This window comes from Micromonospora sp. U21 (assembly GCF_018070045.1).
In the GTDB taxonomy this organism is placed as follows: Bacteria; Actinomycetota; Actinomycetes; order Mycobacteriales; family Micromonosporaceae; genus Micromonospora.
Map to the genome: position 1 here is coordinate 209,787 of NZ_JAGPYK010000005.1, position 16,631 is coordinate 226,417.

The window sequence follows — 16,631 nt, forward strand, 5'->3', positions numbered from 1 at the left end:
CCGCAGGCCAGCCCCCTTGGCGTGCGGACGGATCGCGGTCACGGTCAGGCGGCGTGCACCTCGGCGCTCGCCGCCCTCCGCACCGTCGGGTCGTCGACCGGTGCCCCGATATCGATTGTTACGGCCAGTGTGTGGTGTGCGCGAAATGCAACATTGGGCTTGTATGAACGATGCTGCTCGGGTGTCAGCCGTAGGCCGGGAATGGCAGCCGCGAGTCGGGTGAGGGCGATACCGGCCTCGAGTCGCGCCAATGCCGCACCGATACAGAAATGTGGCCCGTGGCCAAACGACAGGTGATCTCTCCCGTCGGAACGGTGCGGGTCGAACCGGTCCGGATGGGCGAAGACCGCGGGGTCCCGGTTCGCAGCTCCGATCAACAGCAGGCAGCGTGCCGCCGCCGGTATGGTCACCTCTTCCAGGGTGACCTCTCGGCGGGTCACCCTGAGCCAGCCGTCGATGGCGGGCGCGAACCGCAGCGTCTCGGCCACGAACGCGGGGGCGGACAGCGGGTCGGCGGCGATCGCCCGCCACCGCTGCGGACTGGACAGCGCCTGGTCGAGGGCGTGGGCGAGCAGCCCGGCGGTGGTCTCGTGGCCGGCGACCAGAAGGTTGAAGGCGAGGCTCGCCACCTCGGTCACCGTCAGCACGGCGTCATCGTCGTCGCGGTAGGTCAGTGCCCGACTGATGAAGTCGTCGCCGAGGTGCCCACTGTCGGTCCGCTGGCGGACCAGCTCCTGGCAGTAGTGCCAGAACTCCAGCAGGTCCTGCGCCAGGCGTACCTGTTCCTCCGGGTCGGGCTGCCCCCAGATGAGGGCGATCTGGCCGTCCGCCCATTTCCGGATCCGGCCGATGTCGGCGTCGGGCACTCCGAGGATGTCCAGGACGACCAGCAGGGGAAGCTCGGTGGCGAATTCCGGGACGAGATCGGCCTGCCCGCCCTGGCGGGCGACCAGCCGGGACACCAGTTGGTCGACCCGGCGACGGACGATCGGGCCGTACTCGGCCTTGACCCGGTCCGGGGTGTTCGCGAAGGTCGCGCGTAGGGCCCGGCGGGTGCGCGGGTGCACGGGCGGATCCGCGGCGGCGGTGGTGGGCGGCGCGTCGATCTGCATGATCACATTCATCGCCTCCGGGCAGACCTCGTAGACCGGAGCGAGGGTGAGGGCGTTACCGAACGTCCCGGCGTCGGCGAGAGCGCGCCGGACGTGCTCGTGCCTGCTGATCAGCCACAGGCCCAGATCCTCGGCGTATCGCACCCCGGCGGGATCGTCGAGAATGCGTCGCCACACGCTGGCCGGATCGGTGAGATAGGCCCCGGTAAACGGATTCAACCGCATGTAACGCCTCCTGTTGCGCGCGGCGTGAAATCGGCAGCGCCCCCATTCAGCGAACCGCTTCAGTCGGGCCGATAATGGCGCGCATCTGCCTCTTACCCTTCACGGTGCGCTGACCAGCTGCACAAGTCAAGATTGGCTGACGTCTATTTATAAGACGTCGTAATTGCGTGGTGCAACGAACGGGTCAATCCCGGCCGGATGCAAGTTGCGAAGCGGTCCTTGCCTGAGTCAGCCCAGTTGGGCGGGTCGAATCGGTGTGCCCGGGAGCAGGCGGACCAGATGGGACAGACCACGACGGACGGTGGGAATAACAGGTCGCCGCATTTCCCTCATGACCGGGGAAACGACACCCGGGACAGCAGGTGACGCGGGATCGGATCGCCGGCCCGGATGGTAGGAATGCTCGCGGAGTGCCGAGGTGCGCCCTGCCGGTCCTGGCGATGCTCAACCTGACCGCCGCAAGAGATTCAGAGGTGCGCCTCGGGGTTGTCTCTGGTCGCGGCTGGGGCAATGCCGGATGTGCCATTGACGCGGCGGGTGACGATTGCCGGGCTGATCGAACCTGTGGCCGAAGGAGCGTGTTCGGCGGGCGCTGCCGTGGCGATCGTCGTTGATCTGGCTGCTGTGGTTCGTCCGCCCGGTGCGGGTGTTCTACCGGGTCGGCCTGGTCACACCGAGCCGACGAACTGGCTGACGTGATAGGCGGTGCTGCGGCCGTCCGGGGTACGGGTCCATTTTGAGACCAGCAGGTGCAGGTCGTTCGCGTCGCGGCTCGACCAGGGATGGATGAACCCACCGTAGAGGGCCGGCTCCTGCCAGCTCGTGACCTGGATCTTCTCCGCCGTCCACGCCTGGTCCGGCCCGGGAGCGGTCCGGGTGACCAGACAGCCGTTCTGGCAGTTCAGGTACGACATCACCCAGGTGCCGTCACCGAGGCGGCGTACGGACGGCTCGCCGAAGCGGCCGGTGAGAATGGGTGTGCAGGGCCGTCCCCAGCCCCAGTCCGTGCCGTTCCAGCCCCACCCCTCATACGATTCCGGGTAGAAGAGGCGGTCCCACCGGACGCGACGCAGCATCATCGGGCCGTTCTGGCGACCTGATCGTACTGAGAAGACGTAGACGTGGTCACCGGCCCGCTGCATGGTCCACATCTGGAACGGGTCCCGGTTGTCCGGGCTGTTCCACCACTTCAGCGGCGTACGGACGAAGTCGTTGCCGTTGTCGGAGTAGGCCAGCCCCGCGTAGCGCGACTTCCAGTGTGGTCCCGCGGGGCCGGCGGAGTTCCAGTTCTCGATGCTCATGTACGAGATGAGCTGTCGGCCGGTCTCGGGGAAGCTGATGCCGTCGTTGGGGATGACCGTCACCTCCGGCAGGCCGTCGATGCCGATGCCGTGATGGCCGTTGTGCATCAGCTCCGGGGCGCGACCGTTGCCCGCGACCCGTGCCGCGCTGTCGAAGACCACTCCGCCCGCCGCGCCCGGGTGGACGGCGGAGCGCAACATGACCGGTGACCGCCAGTCGTTCGGCAGGGGTGGGCCCTCCGGCCACGGCGTGTCGAAGGTGTCACCGAAGAGGTAGCCGATCGACCCGTTCTCCAGCACGTAGGGGATGCCCAGATCGGTGCCCGCGACCCGCCACCGGCTGTTGGTGTCGAGGTCCGCGCCGGTCAACCGCTTCTTCCACGTCGCCGCCCGGGCCGGGCCGGCCGCGGTCAGGGCGGCCCCGGTGGCTCCGAGGGCGCTGGCCGCACCAACCGCGGCGACGCGACCGATGAACGAGCGGCGACGCATGCCCATGGTCGTTCCTCCCGGCCAGGCGGCTGGACATCGATTGCTGGCGAGTTAACCTGCGACGATCGTCGATGTCAATACCTGCCCGCTCCTGCCCGCACCGTGAAGGAAATCTTCGCCGAGCATTGACATCTGTCATCGCGTTGGTGGCAAACTCGGCAATCGACATCGACGCCTGAGACAGGTACGCGAAGCCACCAAGCTGACCCCCCGACCTCGCGAGGAGCACCGTGAGACGTACTCTCCTGGCCCTGCTGGTCGCCCTCGGCGTGGCCGTGGCGACGGTCGCGACGGCGCCGGCCCACGCCGAGCCGATCGGCACCCTGGCCTGCCCGTCCATCCCCGCCTACCGCGACCCCGCCGTGACCCTGGTGGTCTACCGGGTCGCGCGCGCCCACAACGCCAACGACAAGGTGATGCTGTCCGCCTTCGAGGCGGGCTGGGTCGAGTCACACATGAACAACCTGCCGTGTGGCGACAAGTCGTCGCTCGGGGTGTTCCAGCAGCGCTGGGACTACGGCTGGGGCACTCCGGAGCAGATCATGGACCCGGTCTACGCCAGCACCCAGTACGTGACCAGGGCGATCGTCTGCGACCGCAACAACCCCGGGTACAGCGCCGGTCAGGTCGCCCAGTGTGTGCAACGGTCGGGCTTCCCCGACCGGTACGACCAGGTGGCCGCCGTCGCCCGAGCCCAGCTCGGCGAGGCGGCCCGTACCCACGCCATCGCCGGCGGTTCCGCCACCGATGCCACCGGCGACGACCGCGACGACATCGTCACCTTCACCCAGAACTCTCTCGCCGACGTCTACGTCGGCGCCTCCACCGGGAGTTCCTTCACCGGCACCTCGGTGAAGTGGAACGACTTCTTCTCCATCGGTGGGGAGACCGCCTCGACCGGCGATGTCAACGGCGACGGCAGGGACGACGTCGTCACCTTCGCCCACAGCAACACCGGCGACGTCTATGTCGCGCTGTCCAACGGCACCTCGTTCGGCGGCGGCCTGAAGTGGCACGACTGGTTCGCGCCGGGCTCGGAGATCGGTGCGGTCGGTGACGTCAACGGCGACGGCCGGGCCGACATCGTGGCGTTCACCCACAATCCCGCCGGCGACGTGTACGTCGCCCTCTCCACCGGCACCTCGTTCGGCCCCGGCCTGAAATGGCACGAGTACTTCAGCCCGTTCGGTGAGTTCCCGGCCCTCGGCGATGTCAACGGCGACGGCGCGGAGGACATCATCACGTTCACGCAGGGTCCCGCGGCTGCGAGCGATGTCATCGTCGCCCTGTCGACGGGCGGTTCGTTCGGTGCCGCGCAGAAGTGGCACGACCTGTTCGCCGTCGGCGCGGAGCAACCGCGGGTCGGTGACATCAACGGCGACGGCCGCGACGACATCGTGACGTTCACCTGCAACGCCGACGCCGACGTCTATGCGGCCGTCTCGACCGGGACGGGCTTCGCCGGGACGACGGTCAAGTGGAACGACTTCTTCTGCCTGGCCGGCGAGTTCCCGTACCTCGGCGACGCCAACGGTGACGGCATGGACGACATCATCGTCTTCACCAAGGGCGCCACCAACGACGTCCACGTCGGGCTGTCCACCGGCACCGGCTTCCTCGGCGCCACCAAGTGGCACGACTACTTCGGCCTCAACGGCGAGACGACGCTGTGAGCAGCGAACTGGAGACCCCCATGCGACTGACCAGGCTCTCGTGGCGCGCCTGCGCCCTCCTCCTGGCGACGGCGCTCGCCGGCCAGATGACGGCCACGCCGGCGGCCGCCTCCCATCCCGTCGCCGCCGGTCCACTCGCCTCGGCCTTCGACCGGGCCGCCGGCGAGTTCGACGTGCCACGGGACCTGCTGGTCGCCGTCGCCTACGGTGAGTCGCGGCTGGAGGAGCACGGCGGCCTGCCCAGCCAGGCCAACGGATACGGCGTCATGCACCTCGTCAGCAACCCCACCCAGCACAGTCTCGAACGGGCGGCCACGCTCACCGGTGAGCCGGTCGACCGGTTGCGCTCGGTCACCTCGGTCAACGTCCGGGGCGGTGCAGCGGTGCTCCGCGACCTGGCCGACAGCGAAGGACTGACGGCCGGTGCCCGGGACCGGCTCTCCGCCTGGTATCCGGCCGTGGCGCGGTACAGCGCCGCCGTCAACGACGCGACGGCCCGCCTCTACGCCGACCACGTCTACGACCTCCTGCGATCCGGCATCACGGCTGGCTCGGTACGGGTCGCGCCGTACCCGGTCCGACCTGAACTCGGCCGCTACGCGCGGGTCGCCCCTGCGGGCGCCGGTCCGAACCTCGCCGCCGCCGCGGTGCCGGAGTACGGGCCGGCCCGTTGGATCGCCGCCAACGGCGGCAACTATCAGGCGGGCCGATCCTCGCGGATCACCACCGTGGTGGTGCACGTGACCCAGGGGTCGTACGCGGGCACGGTGAGCTGGTTCCAGAACCCGTCCTCGGGGGTGAGCGCGCACTATGTCGTGAAGTCGAGCAACGGTGAGATCACCCAGATGGTGCGCGAGGGCGACACGGCCTACCATGCGCGCTCGGCCAACCCGTACGCCGTCGGTATCGAACACGAGGGATTCGTCGACAACCCGGCCTGGTTCACCGACGCCATGTACCGGTCGTCAGCCGCGCTGACCCGCTACCTCTGTGACAAGTACGGACTGCCCAAGAACCGCACGGCGATCAAGGGGCACAACGAGCTGCCCGGCAACGACCACACCGACCCCGGCCCGCACTGGAACTGGAACCACTACATCTCTCTGGTCAACGCCGGTGGTTCGGGAGGTCCGTACCTGGCGGGATCACCGACGGACTTCACCGGTGACGGCCGGGACGACGTGGTCACCTTCACGCAGGGCAGCCTCAACGACGTCTACGTGGCCGCCTCCACCGGGAGTGCCTTCGCCGGCACCTCCGTCAAGTGGAACGACTTCTTCGGTCTCACCGGCGAAACCCTGCTCACCGGAGACGTGAACGGCGACGGGAAGGACGACATCCTCGCGTTCACCCACGGCACCCTCGCCGACGTGTACGTGGCCCTCTCCACCGGTACCTCATTCGGCGGTGGACTGAAGTGGCACGACTGGTTCGCGCCGGGCGCCGAGGTCGCCGCGGTCGGCGATGTCAACGGCGACGGCAGGGACGACATCATCACCTTCACCCATGACACCAACGCCGATGTCTACGTGGCGCTGTCGACCGGCACCGGCTTCGGGCCCGGCGTGAAGTGGCACGAGTACTTCTCGATCCCCGGGGAGTTTCCCGCGCTCGGTGACATCGACGGTGACGGTAGGGACGACATCATCACGTTCACGCAGGGTCCCGCGGCTGCGAGCGATGTCATCGTCGCCCTGTCGACGGGCGGTTCGTTCGGTGCCGCGCAGAAGTGGCACGACCTGTTCGCCGTCGGCGCGGAGCAACCGCGGGTCGGTGACATCAACGGCGACGGCCGCGACGACATCGTGACGTTCACCTGCAACGCCGACGCCGACGTCTATGCGGCCGTCTCGACCGGGACGGGCTTCGCCGGGACGACGGTCAAGTGGAACGACTTCTTCTGCCTGGCCGGCGAGTTCCCGTACCTCGGCGACGCCAACGGTGACGGCATGGACGACATCATCGTCTTCACCAAGGGCGCCACCAACGACGTCCACGTCGGGCTGTCCACCGGCACCGGCTTCCTCGGCGCCACCAAGTGGCACGACTACTTCGGCCTCAACGGCGAAACGACCCTCTGAGCACTCCCGACAGGAGTCACGCCATGTTCCGGCATTCGCGTACCCCCGCGCGTCGCGCACTGGTCGCGCTTCTCACCCTGGCCGCGGCGGTCCTGGCCGCCGTGGTGGCGCCGCCCTCGCCCGCGTTCGCCGCACCGACCTTCAAGGCGCCGTTCCCCTGCGGGCAACGGTGGACGTACGACCACCACAGCGCCGAGGTCCGACAGGCGCTGGACTTCGTCCGCGCCGACGGCGGCACCACCGGAGGCACCCCGCAGGTCGCCTCCGCCGCCGGTGTGGCGCGGCACTACTCGCAACCCGGTGGGGCTGGCAACTACATCGTCATCGACCACGGCGGCGGGTGGACGACCTACCACTTCCACCTCAGCGCCTACTCCGTGCCCAACGGCGCGTACGTGCAGCAGGGCCAGCAGATCGGCATCACGGGCAGCACGGGAAACTCCTCCGGCCCGCACGTCCACTACGAGCAGCTCTACAACGGCGTCGGGCAGACGATTGTCATCAACGGCGTCTCGCTCGCCCCCTACCCGGCCCAGTACAACCAGAAGTACCTGGTCAGTGACAACTGCGGCGGGTCGTCCGGCGGCCGGTACCTGGCCGGCTCGCCGACGGACTTCACCGGCGACGGCCGCGACGACATCGTCGCGTTCACCCGTGGATCGCTCAACGACGTGTACGTGTCGGCGTCCACCGGCTCCTCGTTCAACGGGACGTCGGTGAAGTGGAACGACTTCTTCGGGCTGAACGACGAGACGCTGCTGTCCGGGGACTTCAACGGCGACGGGCGCGACGACGTCGTGGCGTTCACCCACGGCGCGCTCGCCGACGTGTACGTGGCACTGTCGAGCGGGTCGTCGTTCGCGGGCGCCACGAAATGGCACGACTGGTTCGCGCCGAACGCCGAGGTCGCCGCGGTGGGAGACGTCAACGGCGACGGCCGCGACGACATCGTCGCCTTCACCCACGACGGCGCCGGGGACGTGTACGTCGCGCTGTCCGCCGGGTCGTCGTTCACCGGTACGGCGTTGAAGTGGCACGAGTACTTCTCGATCGCCGGTGAGTATCCGGCCCTCGGTGACGTCGACGGCGACGGCAGGGACGACGTCATCACCTTCACCCAGGGACCGGCCACGGCATCGGACGTCATCGTCGCGCTCTCCACGGGCAATTCGTTCGGCGCCGCCCAGACGTGGCACGACCTGTTCGCCGTCGGGACGGAACAGCCGCGCGTCGGGGACATCAACGGTGACGGTCGCGACGACATCGTGACGTTCACCTGCAACGCCGACGCGGACGTCTACGCGGCCGTCTCCACCGGCACCTCGTTCGCCGGGACCACCGTGAAGTGGAACGACTTCTTCTGCCTGGCCGGCGAGTTCCCCTACCTCGGCGACTACGACGGCGACGGCAGGGACGACGTCATCGCCTTCACCAGGGGCAGCCTCAACGACGTCTACGTCGGCCTCTCGACCGGCACCGCCTTCCAGGGTGGCGTCAAGTGGCACGACTTCTTCGGACTGCCCAACGAGACGACCCTCTGACCCGCCCGTACGCGGCCTCCCGGCTCGCGGCTCCCCCTGTCACCGGACCAAGGGGGTTCCGATGTCCAACGTTCCCGCGTCCTCGCCGATCAGCCGGCGGCGGTTGATCGGCGGCGCGGCGGTGGCCGCCGCCGGGATGCTCGGCGGCGCCCTCACCGCGCCGGCCGCTGCCCGGGCCGCCGGCGACGGGTACGGCCTGCGCATCGTCGACCGCAACGAGAACGCCGGCCGCCTCCAGTACTACCGCTTCGCCACGGACGCGATCGGGTGGGATCCGGCGGTGAACGTGCTGCTGCCCGACGGCTACCACACCAGCGGCAGGCGTTACCCGGTGCTGTACCTGCTGCACGGCGGCACGAGTGGCGCGAGGTGCCCGGCGGGCACTACTTCCGCCGCGACCTGTTCGTCCAGGACCTCAACGGCATGCTCGGACGCCTGCGCCGCGCCGGCTGACCACCATCGCCCTGTGGAAAACGTGGTTCCTTCGGATACGGCAAATGTCTTAATCCTCCTGATAACTCACTGAATGCCCTATACCTTCGAGTCGGCCTTCTCGATGGTCGAGAGGGGACTGGAAAGAGCAGAGGCAAACGTGAGACTCATCCGGCGACTTCCGGCTCTCGGGGCGATGGCCGTTGCGGCCTCCGGCGCCGTGGCCCTGTCCACTGTGACTCCCGCGCTCGCCGCGCCTGGCGACGCCAGCGCCCGTGGGGTGGTGGTGGACCTGTCCGCAGCGGTCCTGGGCACGACGGTCATCACCGCGGACGCCGTCATCGGCACGGCCACCGCACCCGCGGGCGGCGGCACCGACACCGACACCGCGCTGGCGATCGCCATTCCAGGCGCCCTCGGCGTCACCGCCACCGGCACGGTCGTCGAGGTCAGCGCCACACGTGGCGAGACCGCCTCGTCGGCGAACGCCGAGATCGCGGATCTGGCCCTGGCCGTCCTCGGCACCCCGGTCATCGACGCCGACGTGATCACTGCGGCGGTCAACTGCCCGCAGGTCGGCGCCCAGACCGCGGACACCACCTTCGTCGGGCTGGAACTGTTCGGTGAGCCGGTCGAGCTGCTCCCGGACACGCCCGGCGTCACCGCGAGCGCCGCGGTCACCGTCCCCGGCCTGGTGGAAGCCGCGCTCAACGCCACCCTCACCAACGTGGAGACCGTCACCGAGGACGGCGCCACCGCCATCGCCGTGCAGGCGACGCTGAGCCTGACCGGCAGCGTCATCGGCGGGCCGTTGCTGGACATCCCGGTCGGTACCGTCATCCTCGCCGAGGCGCGTTGCGAGCGGCCGCTGGGCCCGTCGCCGACCCCGACCCCGACCCAGCCGACACCGTCGCCGGCCCAGCCCACGGCGCCTCCGGCGGGCGACCCGACGCAGCCGCCGACGGTCACCCCCACCCTCCCCGTCACCGGCGGTGACGCGTCGGGTCTGTGGTGGCTGTTCGGCACCGGTCTGGCGTTGATCGTGACCGGAACGGCGGCTCGGCTGACCCTGCGCCGGTCCAGGGCATCGCTGGACGCGTAACACCCGCGCCCCTGATCGCCACCGCGGGGGTTCCGGCTCAGGCCGGAACCCCCGCGGTCGTTCTGTGGCGGCGAACCATCTGCCGCGGTCACCGCATCGGTCAGGGTGCCCAGGGTGCGGCGATGTTCCAGGTGCTGTCGGCGGCCCAGAGCGTTGGCGTGTTGTACGGGTCGCCGCCGGCGCCATTGCTGAGCCAGACCTCCGAGTTGTAGTGCCGCAGGTACCTGCCCCGGAAGTTGTACGACTCCAGCGACACGCCCGTGCCGGTCAGTCCCACCCGTGCGCACCAGGTGGCATCGGCGCGAGTGAGCGCCGAGCCGTCGTTCGGCGAGTTGCGTACCCGCGAGTCCTGGTGCCGCAGGTACTGCCCGGGAAAGTTGACCGACTCGAACGAGTAGCAGGCGGCGTCGGCCAGGCCGGGCCGGATGATGTACGTCGCGTCGTTCTTGAGCAGGGTCGGGCTGCCGGCGTCGACCACCTCGGTGTAGGCCAGGCTGGCCTGGTGCCGCAGGTACCGGTTGGTGTGGCCGGGCGTGGTCACCTGCAACGACCGTCGGGTGTTGACCGGGAGAGCGACGGGGGCCGAGCTGCCGATGGTCTTCGAGGCGTTGATCAGTGCGGTGTTGGCGGCACGGACCCGCGCCTGATCCATCTTGATCACCTGGCGGTCGTAGGTGAGGAAGCCGTTCAGCTCGCCCTCCAGATCGGTGATCTCCGTGTAGACCGACGCGCTGAGCCCCTTGCCGAGCATCAGGTTCTGGCTGCCCTGCACCAGGCCCACGTAGCGATTGGTGAGCGTGGTCGAATCGGGTTGCCACTCGTAGGCGAAGAAGCTGCCGTTCGGGCTGTACTCGTGGCCCGGGGTGTGCAGGCCCAGACCGCCGAACTCGCCGAGTGCGGCGATCCGGCTGGTCGACGGCGCGGGGGAGTCCGGCCCGAGGTACGCGTGCCAGTCGTCGATGTCGCCGTTGCCGGGGTTGCCGAGGGACTGACAGCAGTTGTGACCGCTGTGCGGGTTGACCAGGCGGGTCGGGTCCTGGTTCTTGATGTTCTGCGCGACCCGGCGGGTGTCCGCCAGGGACCGCTCGCCCCAGCCCTCGTTGTAGGGGGTGTACACGACGACGGCGGGGGAGCTGCGGTGCTCGTCGACGATCTCGCGCGCCTCCGTCTCGAACTGCGCCTGCTGGGCGTCGGTGGCGTTGATGTCCTGCGCGGTCATCGACGGGATGTCCTGCCAGACCAGCAGGCCGAGCCGGTCCGCGTGGTAGAACCAGCGCTGCGGTTCGACCTTGATGTGCTTGCGCACCATGTTGAAGCCGAGATCCTTGTGCTTCTGCAGGTCGAAGGCGAGAGCGGCGTCGGTCGGCGCGGTGTAGAGCCCGTCCGGCCAGTAGCCCTGGTCGAGGGTGCCGACCTGGAACACGAACTGGCCGTTGAGCTTGGGCCGTAGCACCCCGTTCACCAGGCCGTTGGTGATCTCACGCATCCCGAAGTAGTGCGTGGTCCGGTCGACGGTGGCAGCGGCGGCGTTGCGGAGGGTGATCCGGAGGTTGTAGAGGAACGGGTCGTCGGGCGACCAGCGGCGGGCGTTGGGCACCGGCACGCTGAAGTCGGTGAAGCCGCCGGTGGCCGAGCCGACCACGGTGCTCCCGTTCAGCGCCTCGGCGAGCACGCTGTGGCCGCTCACGTCGCCGCGCGTGAACACCCGGACCCGCAGGGTGTTGTCGCTCAGGTTCGGATAGACGTCCACGCTGCTGATCGAGGCCGCGGGCACCGGCTCCAGCCACACCGTCTGCCAGATGCCGGAGCTGGGAGTGTAGAAGATCCCGCCGGGTTGCTTGGTCTGCTTGCCGATGGGCGGCAGGCTGCCGTTCTGCCGGCTGTCGGTGGGGTCCCACACCTTGACGACGATCTCGTTCGTCCCGGTGGTGAGCTGCGGGGTCACGTCGAAGGTGAAGGCGTCGTAGCCCCCGGTGTGCGCGCCGACCCGGACGCCGTTGACCCACACGGTGCTCTGCCAGTCGACCGCGCCGAAGTGCAGCAGGGTCCGTCGGCCCGACCAGTTCGGTGGGACGGTGACGGTGCGCCGGTAGAACAGGTAGTTGCGGTTGTCGTTGGCGGCGCGCTGGATGCCGGAGAGCGCGCTCTCCACCGGGAACGGCACGTTGACCCGCTCGGGCAGGTCCGTGTTGAACTGCGGGGCGTCGTCGGTGGCGGACTGCCGGAGCTGCCACTCCCCGTTGAGGGTGAGCCAGTCCGGCCTGGTCATCTGCGGTCGGGGGTACTCGGGCAGTGGAGTGCCGACCAGCGCCTGGTTGGTCCAGGGGGTCGTCAGTGGCGGCGTCTTCGGCGGCGCGGCCTGTGCCCGTGGGGCTGGCGCGGCGAGGACGCCGGCGACCAGGGCGATGATGAGCAGCAGGGGCAGGGCGGGGCGGATGGGGACCTGACGTGTCATGCCGTCTCCGGGGGGCGAGTCGCCACGGGCGGTGCAGCTGGCCCGAAGCGCGTTGGCGGTGGGCATCGGGTGGTCACGCGAACGAGGGACGGACGTTATCGACGGATGCCGGTGGGATTTCCACGTACGACCGATCGCAGTTGCATTGACACCCATCACCACATGTATAACGTTATAGAGGCACGGCGGACCTGCCGTCAATCCTTGTTTGTCAATGTCTTGCCGGCTCGTCAGTCGGGTGCGCGAAGGGTCGGTGGATGGGCGTCAGCCTGAAAGACATCGCCGGGCGGGCTGGCGTCTCGCTGGCCACGGTCTCCAACGTGGTCAACGGGTACCGACCGGTGGGGGAGCGCACGCGTCAGCGTGTGCAGCAGGCGATCGACGAACTCGGGTACAGCCCCAACCTCAGCGCCCGGCACCTCCGTCGGGGGCGTACCGGGCTGATCGCCCTGGCCATCCCGGAGCTGAACAACCCCTATTTCGCCGAGCTCGCCGAGATCGCCATCCGGGAGGCGGCGAGGCTCGGCTACACCCTGCTGATGGAGAACACCGCCGCGGACCGGGAGGCGGAGCTGCTGCTTCTCGACGGCTCGCGGCGGCACATCATCGACGGCCTGATCTTCAGTCCCGTGCGTATCGGCAGGGAAGAGGTGCTTGCCCGGACCATCGACAGCCCGCTGGTGCTCATCGGCGAGGGCGTCCACGACGTGTCGCACGACCACATCGCCATTGACAACGTCGCCGCGAGTCACGCGGCGATCCAGCACCTGGTCGAGATCGGGCGCCGACGGATCGCGTTCATCGGAGCTGCCGACGACGGCGACCGGCAGTCGGCGCACCTGCGGACGCGCGGCTACCGGGAGGCCCTGGCCGCGGCCGGCCTGCCGTACCGCCCGCGGCTGGTCGCCCCCACCCACGAGTTCGGCCGGCGTGACGGCAGGAACGCCATGCGTGACCTGCTCGCCCTCGGTGAACTCCCGGACGCCGTGCTCGGCTACAACGACCTGGTCGCCATTGGCGCGCTGCGGGCGTTGACCGAGGCCGGCCACCGGGTGCCGCAGGACGTCGCGGTGATCGGTATCGACGACATCGAGGAGGGACGATTCAGCACCCCGACCCTCACCACCATCGCGCCGGACAAGGAGGCGATCGGCCGTCTCGCGGTACGCCGCCTCGTCGCCCGGATCGAGGGTGCGGAGGTCACGGCGCCACTGACCGTGCAGACGCCGTTCCGGCTGATCCGCCGGGAGAGCACGATTCCCGTGTGACAGTCGCCGACCGGCCAAACAGGTAGGGGGTGTGACGGCGATCGAGAGGCAGTCACGAGCAGCAGTGATGACGGCGCCGGGGCAGGGCGCTTCCGCTTCGTACATGTCGGGACCGGACCGGTGACCCTGGCAGGGCGAGAAGGAAAACCCGGATGCCGTCGCCGAACCGGTCCGCTATCGTCCGCCAAATGGATCTTCAAATCGTGACGGTCGCGCAGCGGCCCGACCTCGCGCCGCTGCTGGACGACTTCGACGGCGCCTGGCCGGAGTTCATGGAATGGGATCCGATGGCTTCGCTGTACTACGCGGTGGCCGACGAGCTGTACCCGGAGTTCGTCCTGCTCGCCATCGACCCCACGGAGCCGGGCCGGGCGGTGGCGCGGGCCTACAGCGTGCCGCTGTCCTGGACCGAGGAGCGGCTGCCGCCGGGCGGATGGGACCGGATGGTGCAACGGGCGACGATCAACCGCCTCGCCGGCACGCCCACGAACACCGTCTCCGCGTTGGAGATCTGCATCCGTCCCGAGGCCCGCGGCCGGGGCCTGTCCGCTCGGATGGTCGACGCGATGCGCGAGAACACCCGCCGGCTCGGCTATGACACTCTCGTCGCGCCGGTACGCCCCAGCGGCAAGCACGCGGTTCCCGACGAGCCGATGGAGCGGTACGCCTTCCGCGTCCGCGACGACGGCCTGCCAGCGGACCCGTGGTTGCGGACGCACGTCCGTGCCGGCGGGGTGATCGACTCCGTGGCGCCACGGTCGATGACCATCCCGGGCACGTTGCAGGAGTGGCGGCGCTGGACCGGCCTGCCCTTCGATCAGACCGGCCCGGTGCGCGTGCCAGATGCGCTCGTCCCGGTCTGGTGCGACGTCGAGCATGACCACGGCGTCTACGTCGAACCGAACGTGTGGGTCCGCCACCAACTCTGACCTGCGCTCGGCATGAGCCGGAGCGGCCGGCCCCCGTGGGGATCCATAGCGCCGGCGGTACGACCCAGAGAGGATGTCCTTTCGGATCCATTGATCTCAATATGATGACCGCATTCGTGATTCAGGTGCGCTCACGAGGCGTGCCGTCCTGATGCGGAGGAATGCATGGCTCGTTGGCGTACCCTCACCGGCCTCTTGGCCACCGCGTTGGCCGTGGTGACCGCGGGCAGCCTCTCTCTCGCGGCGCCGGCGGCCGCGGCCGACGTCACTCCGACGCCCAACGTCGTCGGAGGCACCCGGGCCGCCCAGGGCGAGTTTCCCTTCATGGTCCGGCTCTCGATGGGGTGCGGCGGGGCCCTGTACAGCTCACGGCTGGTGCTCACCGCGGCGCACTGCGTGGGCGCCACCGGTACCAACACCCGCATCACCGCGACGCTCGGGGTGGTCGACCTCCAGTCGTCCAGCCGGATCACCGTCCGGTCGAACTACGTCTACCGGGCTCCCGGCTACAACGGAAGCGGCAGGGACTGGGCGCTGATCCGGCTGGCCACCCCCGTCACCGGGCTGAGCACGCTGAAGATCGCGAACACGACCGCGTACGACAACGGCACATTCACCGTCGCCGGCTGGGGCGCCGCTCGCGAGGGCGGCTCGCAGCAGCGGTACCTGCTCAAGGCGACCGTCCCGTTCGTCAGCGACTCCACCTGCAACTCCTACTACCGCGGCGAGATCATCCCCGCACAGGAGATCTGCGCCGGCTACGCCAGCGGCGGTGTGGACACCTGCCAGGGGGACTCGGGCGGCCCGATGTTCCGCCGCGACGCCGGCAACGCCTGGGTCCAGGTCGGCATCGTCAGCTGGGGCAACGGCTGCGCCCGGCCCAACTATCCGGGTGTCTACACCCAGGTGAGCTACTTCGCCTCGACGATCGCCTCGGCCGCCGCGAGCCTCGGCGGCTGACCGTACGCCCGATCGAGTGGCCCGGCCGGCGACGGCCGGGCCGCCCGCATGCCAGCCCCGGCCCTGGATGGGCCATCACGATCGACGCGGCGGGGGCCACCGTCGGGGTCAGTCGCGCGTGAGCCCTGGCGGGAGGGCGTCGTCGTCGGGTCCGACGGGGCGGGCGTTCACCAGCGGGTTGCGGTGCAGCGCGGTGACCAGGGCCGCATCGCCGCCGATGTCGGTCCAGGTGTCGTCCCAGAGGGCGGAGACGAGCCAGGAGTGATCCGCGGGAAAGAACAGGTCGGGCAGCGATCCTTCGCCGCGCATGTGGCCGGTCCGCCAGGTCAGGGCCTGTCGGGGGCCGGCCTCGACCAGCAGATAGCGCCAGTCCCAGTAGAGGGAAACCGTCGGAGCGAACGGGAAGACGATGTCGTGTGCGCCGGTGTCGAGATAGCCCAGCCACCAGGGCTGGTCGGGGGTCTGCTCGGCGAGTTCGTCGACCACCGCGCGTTCGTGGGCTTCGAGCGTGACGCCATCGGGCGGATGGAAGGTGGCGTAGGCGTCGAAGACCGGCGGGATCGCCGTGGTGATCGAGACGCCGTGCGTGGTTCGACCAGCGAGCCAGGCGACGTCGCTGGCCGTACCGATCCGCCAGCGTCGCCCGTCCCTGGTGACGTCCATCAGCCCATCCAAGCCGATGCGTCAGTCGAGCAGGCCCCGGCGGTGATCAGCGCCCCTCGGGGACGGCCATCTCGCCGAGCAGCGACCAGTCCTGCTGCGGCACGGTGGTGTTCACGATGCGCGGCGTCTCGGCGAGATGGGCCGGCAGATCCTCCTGCGCCTTGCGGAAGTGGGCGGACTGCACGTGCGCCGCGCCGGCCTCGTCGTCGCGGAACGCCTCGACCAGCACGTACTCGGTCGGGTCGTCGAGGCTGCGGGACCAGTCGAACCACAGGCAACCCGGCTCGGCCCGGGTCGCCTCGGTGAACCCGGCGGCGATCTGCGGCCACCGGTCGGCGTGCTCGGGCAGGACGCGGAACTTGGCGGTAATGAAGATCATGGCCTTAGGCTACCCAGGCGG

12 protein-coding genes and 1 pseudogene are annotated in these 16,631 nt (G+C 69.4%); 8 read left to right on the forward strand and 5 right to left on the reverse strand.

What is annotated here, in order from left to right:
- Nucleotides 1-44: 44 nt before the first annotated feature.
- Both KBX63_RS09065 and KBX63_RS09070 read right to left on the reverse strand, forming a co-directional pair.
- A complete protein-coding gene (locus tag KBX63_RS09065) occupies nt 45-1,337 on the reverse strand; it encodes a cytochrome P450 (RefSeq protein WP_210910531.1) in 1,293 nt (430 codons plus the stop codon).
- A gap of 668 nt (nt 1,338-2,005) precedes the next feature.
- Complete coding sequence (locus KBX63_RS09070; RefSeq protein ID WP_374102202.1) at nt 2,006-3,127, reverse strand: DUF4185 domain-containing protein; 1,122 nt, start codon at nt 3,125-3,127, stop codon at nt 2,006-2,008.
- Nucleotides 3,128-3,357: 230 nt separating this feature from the next.
- On the opposite strand from KBX63_RS09070, the gene KBX63_RS09075 reads away from it, so the two are divergent.
- The 5 genes and pseudogenes from KBX63_RS09075 to KBX63_RS09095 all read left to right on the forward strand — a co-directional run bounded on the left by KBX63_RS09075 (nt 3,358) and on the right by KBX63_RS09095 (nt 9,956).
- A complete protein-coding gene (locus KBX63_RS09075) occupies nt 3,358-4,800 on the forward strand; it encodes a VCBS repeat-containing protein (protein WP_210910533.1) in 1,443 nt (480 codons plus the stop codon).
- Nucleotides 4,801-4,820: 20 nt separating this feature from the next.
- Nucleotides 4,821-6,881 (forward strand): N-acetylmuramoyl-L-alanine amidase, encoded by a 2,061-nt coding sequence (locus tag KBX63_RS09080; RefSeq protein WP_210910534.1) that lies wholly within the window; start codon nt 4,821-4,823, stop codon nt 6,879-6,881.
- 23 nt (nt 6,882-6,904) lie between these two features.
- Complete coding sequence (locus tag KBX63_RS09085; RefSeq protein ID WP_247661972.1) at nt 6,905-8,422, forward strand: VCBS repeat domain-containing M23 family metallopeptidase; 1,518 nt, start codon at nt 6,905-6,907, stop codon at nt 8,420-8,422.
- A gap of 61 nt (nt 8,423-8,483) precedes the next feature.
- Nucleotides 8,484-8,792: pseudogene (locus KBX63_RS09090) on the forward strand (alpha/beta hydrolase-fold protein); the annotation flags it as partial.
- A gap of 222 nt (nt 8,793-9,014) precedes the next feature.
- The gene (locus KBX63_RS09095; protein WP_210910535.1) at nt 9,015-9,956 is read left to right on the forward strand and encodes a hypothetical protein; all 942 of its coding nucleotides are present in this window, start codon (nt 9,015-9,017) and stop codon (nt 9,954-9,956) included.
- Nucleotides 9,957-10,056: 100 nt separating this feature from the next.
- Here the strand turns inward: KBX63_RS09095 and KBX63_RS09100 are convergent, their stop codons facing one another.
- Entirely contained in the window at nt 10,057-12,411 is a 2,355-nt protein-coding gene (locus KBX63_RS09100; protein ID WP_210910536.1) for an AbfB domain-containing protein, read from the reverse strand.
- Nucleotides 12,412-12,668: 257 nt separating this feature from the next.
- Between KBX63_RS09100 and KBX63_RS09105 the strand changes: the two genes are divergently transcribed.
- The 3 genes from KBX63_RS09105 to KBX63_RS09115 all read left to right on the forward strand — a co-directional run bounded on the left by KBX63_RS09105 (nt 12,669) and on the right by KBX63_RS09115 (nt 15,568).
- Nucleotides 12,669-13,679: a LacI family DNA-binding transcriptional regulator gene (locus tag KBX63_RS09105; protein ID WP_210910537.1), complete on the forward strand. Its 1,011-nt coding sequence runs from the start codon at nt 12,669-12,671 to the stop codon at nt 13,677-13,679.
- A gap of 188 nt (nt 13,680-13,867) precedes the next feature.
- Nucleotides 13,868-14,608, forward strand: coding sequence for an N-acetyltransferase (locus tag KBX63_RS09110; RefSeq protein ID WP_210910538.1), 741 nt, complete (start codon nt 13,868-13,870; stop codon nt 14,606-14,608).
- 165 nt (nt 14,609-14,773) lie between these two features.
- On the forward strand, nt 14,774-15,568 hold the full coding sequence (locus KBX63_RS09115; protein WP_210910539.1) for a trypsin-like serine protease: 795 nt from the start codon (nt 14,774-14,776) through the stop codon (nt 15,566-15,568).
- Between the two features lie 108 nt (nt 15,569-15,676).
- On the opposite strand, the gene KBX63_RS09120 is transcribed toward KBX63_RS09115, so the two are convergent.
- Both KBX63_RS09120 and KBX63_RS09125 read right to left on the reverse strand, forming a co-directional pair.
- Complete coding sequence (locus KBX63_RS09120) at nt 15,677-16,231, reverse strand: hypothetical protein (protein ID WP_210910540.1); 555 nt, start codon at nt 16,229-16,231, stop codon at nt 15,677-15,679.
- A 46-nt stretch (nt 16,232-16,277) separates the two neighbouring features.
- Nucleotides 16,278-16,610: a putative quinol monooxygenase gene (locus tag KBX63_RS09125; RefSeq protein WP_210910541.1), complete on the reverse strand. Its 333-nt coding sequence runs from the start codon at nt 16,608-16,610 to the stop codon at nt 16,278-16,280.
- Nucleotides 16,611-16,631 lie beyond the last annotated feature (21 nt).

Bases quoted from the DNA above. Each gene is read 5' to 3' on its own strand.
- KBX63_RS09070 (WP_374102202.1), bottom strand. From the start codon at position 3,127: ATGCGTCGCCGCTCGTTCATCGGTCGCGTCGCCGCGGTTGGTGCGGCC.
- KBX63_RS09065 (WP_210910531.1), bottom strand. From the start codon at position 1,337: ATGCGGTTGAATCCGTTTACCGGGGCCTATCTCACCGATCCGGCCAGC.
- KBX63_RS09105 (WP_210910537.1), top strand. From the start codon at position 12,669: ATGGGCGTCAGCCTGAAAGACATCGCCGGGCGGGCTGGCGTCTCGCTG.
- KBX63_RS09085 (WP_247661972.1), top strand. From the start codon at position 6,905: ATGTTCCGGCATTCGCGTACCCCCGCGCGTCGCGCACTGGTCGCGCTT.
- KBX63_RS09125 (WP_210910541.1), bottom strand. From the start codon at position 16,610: ATGATCTTCATTACCGCCAAGTTCCGCGTCCTGCCCGAGCACGCCGAC.
- KBX63_RS09080 (WP_210910534.1), top strand. From the start codon at position 4,821: ATGCGACTGACCAGGCTCTCGTGGCGCGCCTGCGCCCTCCTCCTGGCG.
- KBX63_RS09100 (WP_210910536.1), bottom strand. From the start codon at position 12,411: ATGACACGTCAGGTCCCCATCCGCCCCGCCCTGCCCCTGCTGCTCATC.
- KBX63_RS09110 (WP_210910538.1), top strand. From the start codon at position 13,868: ATGGATCTTCAAATCGTGACGGTCGCGCAGCGGCCCGACCTCGCGCCG.
- KBX63_RS09120 (WP_210910540.1), bottom strand. From the start codon at position 16,231: ATGGACGTCACCAGGGACGGGCGACGCTGGCGGATCGGTACGGCCAGC.
- KBX63_RS09115 (WP_210910539.1), top strand. From the start codon at position 14,774: ATGGCTCGTTGGCGTACCCTCACCGGCCTCTTGGCCACCGCGTTGGCC.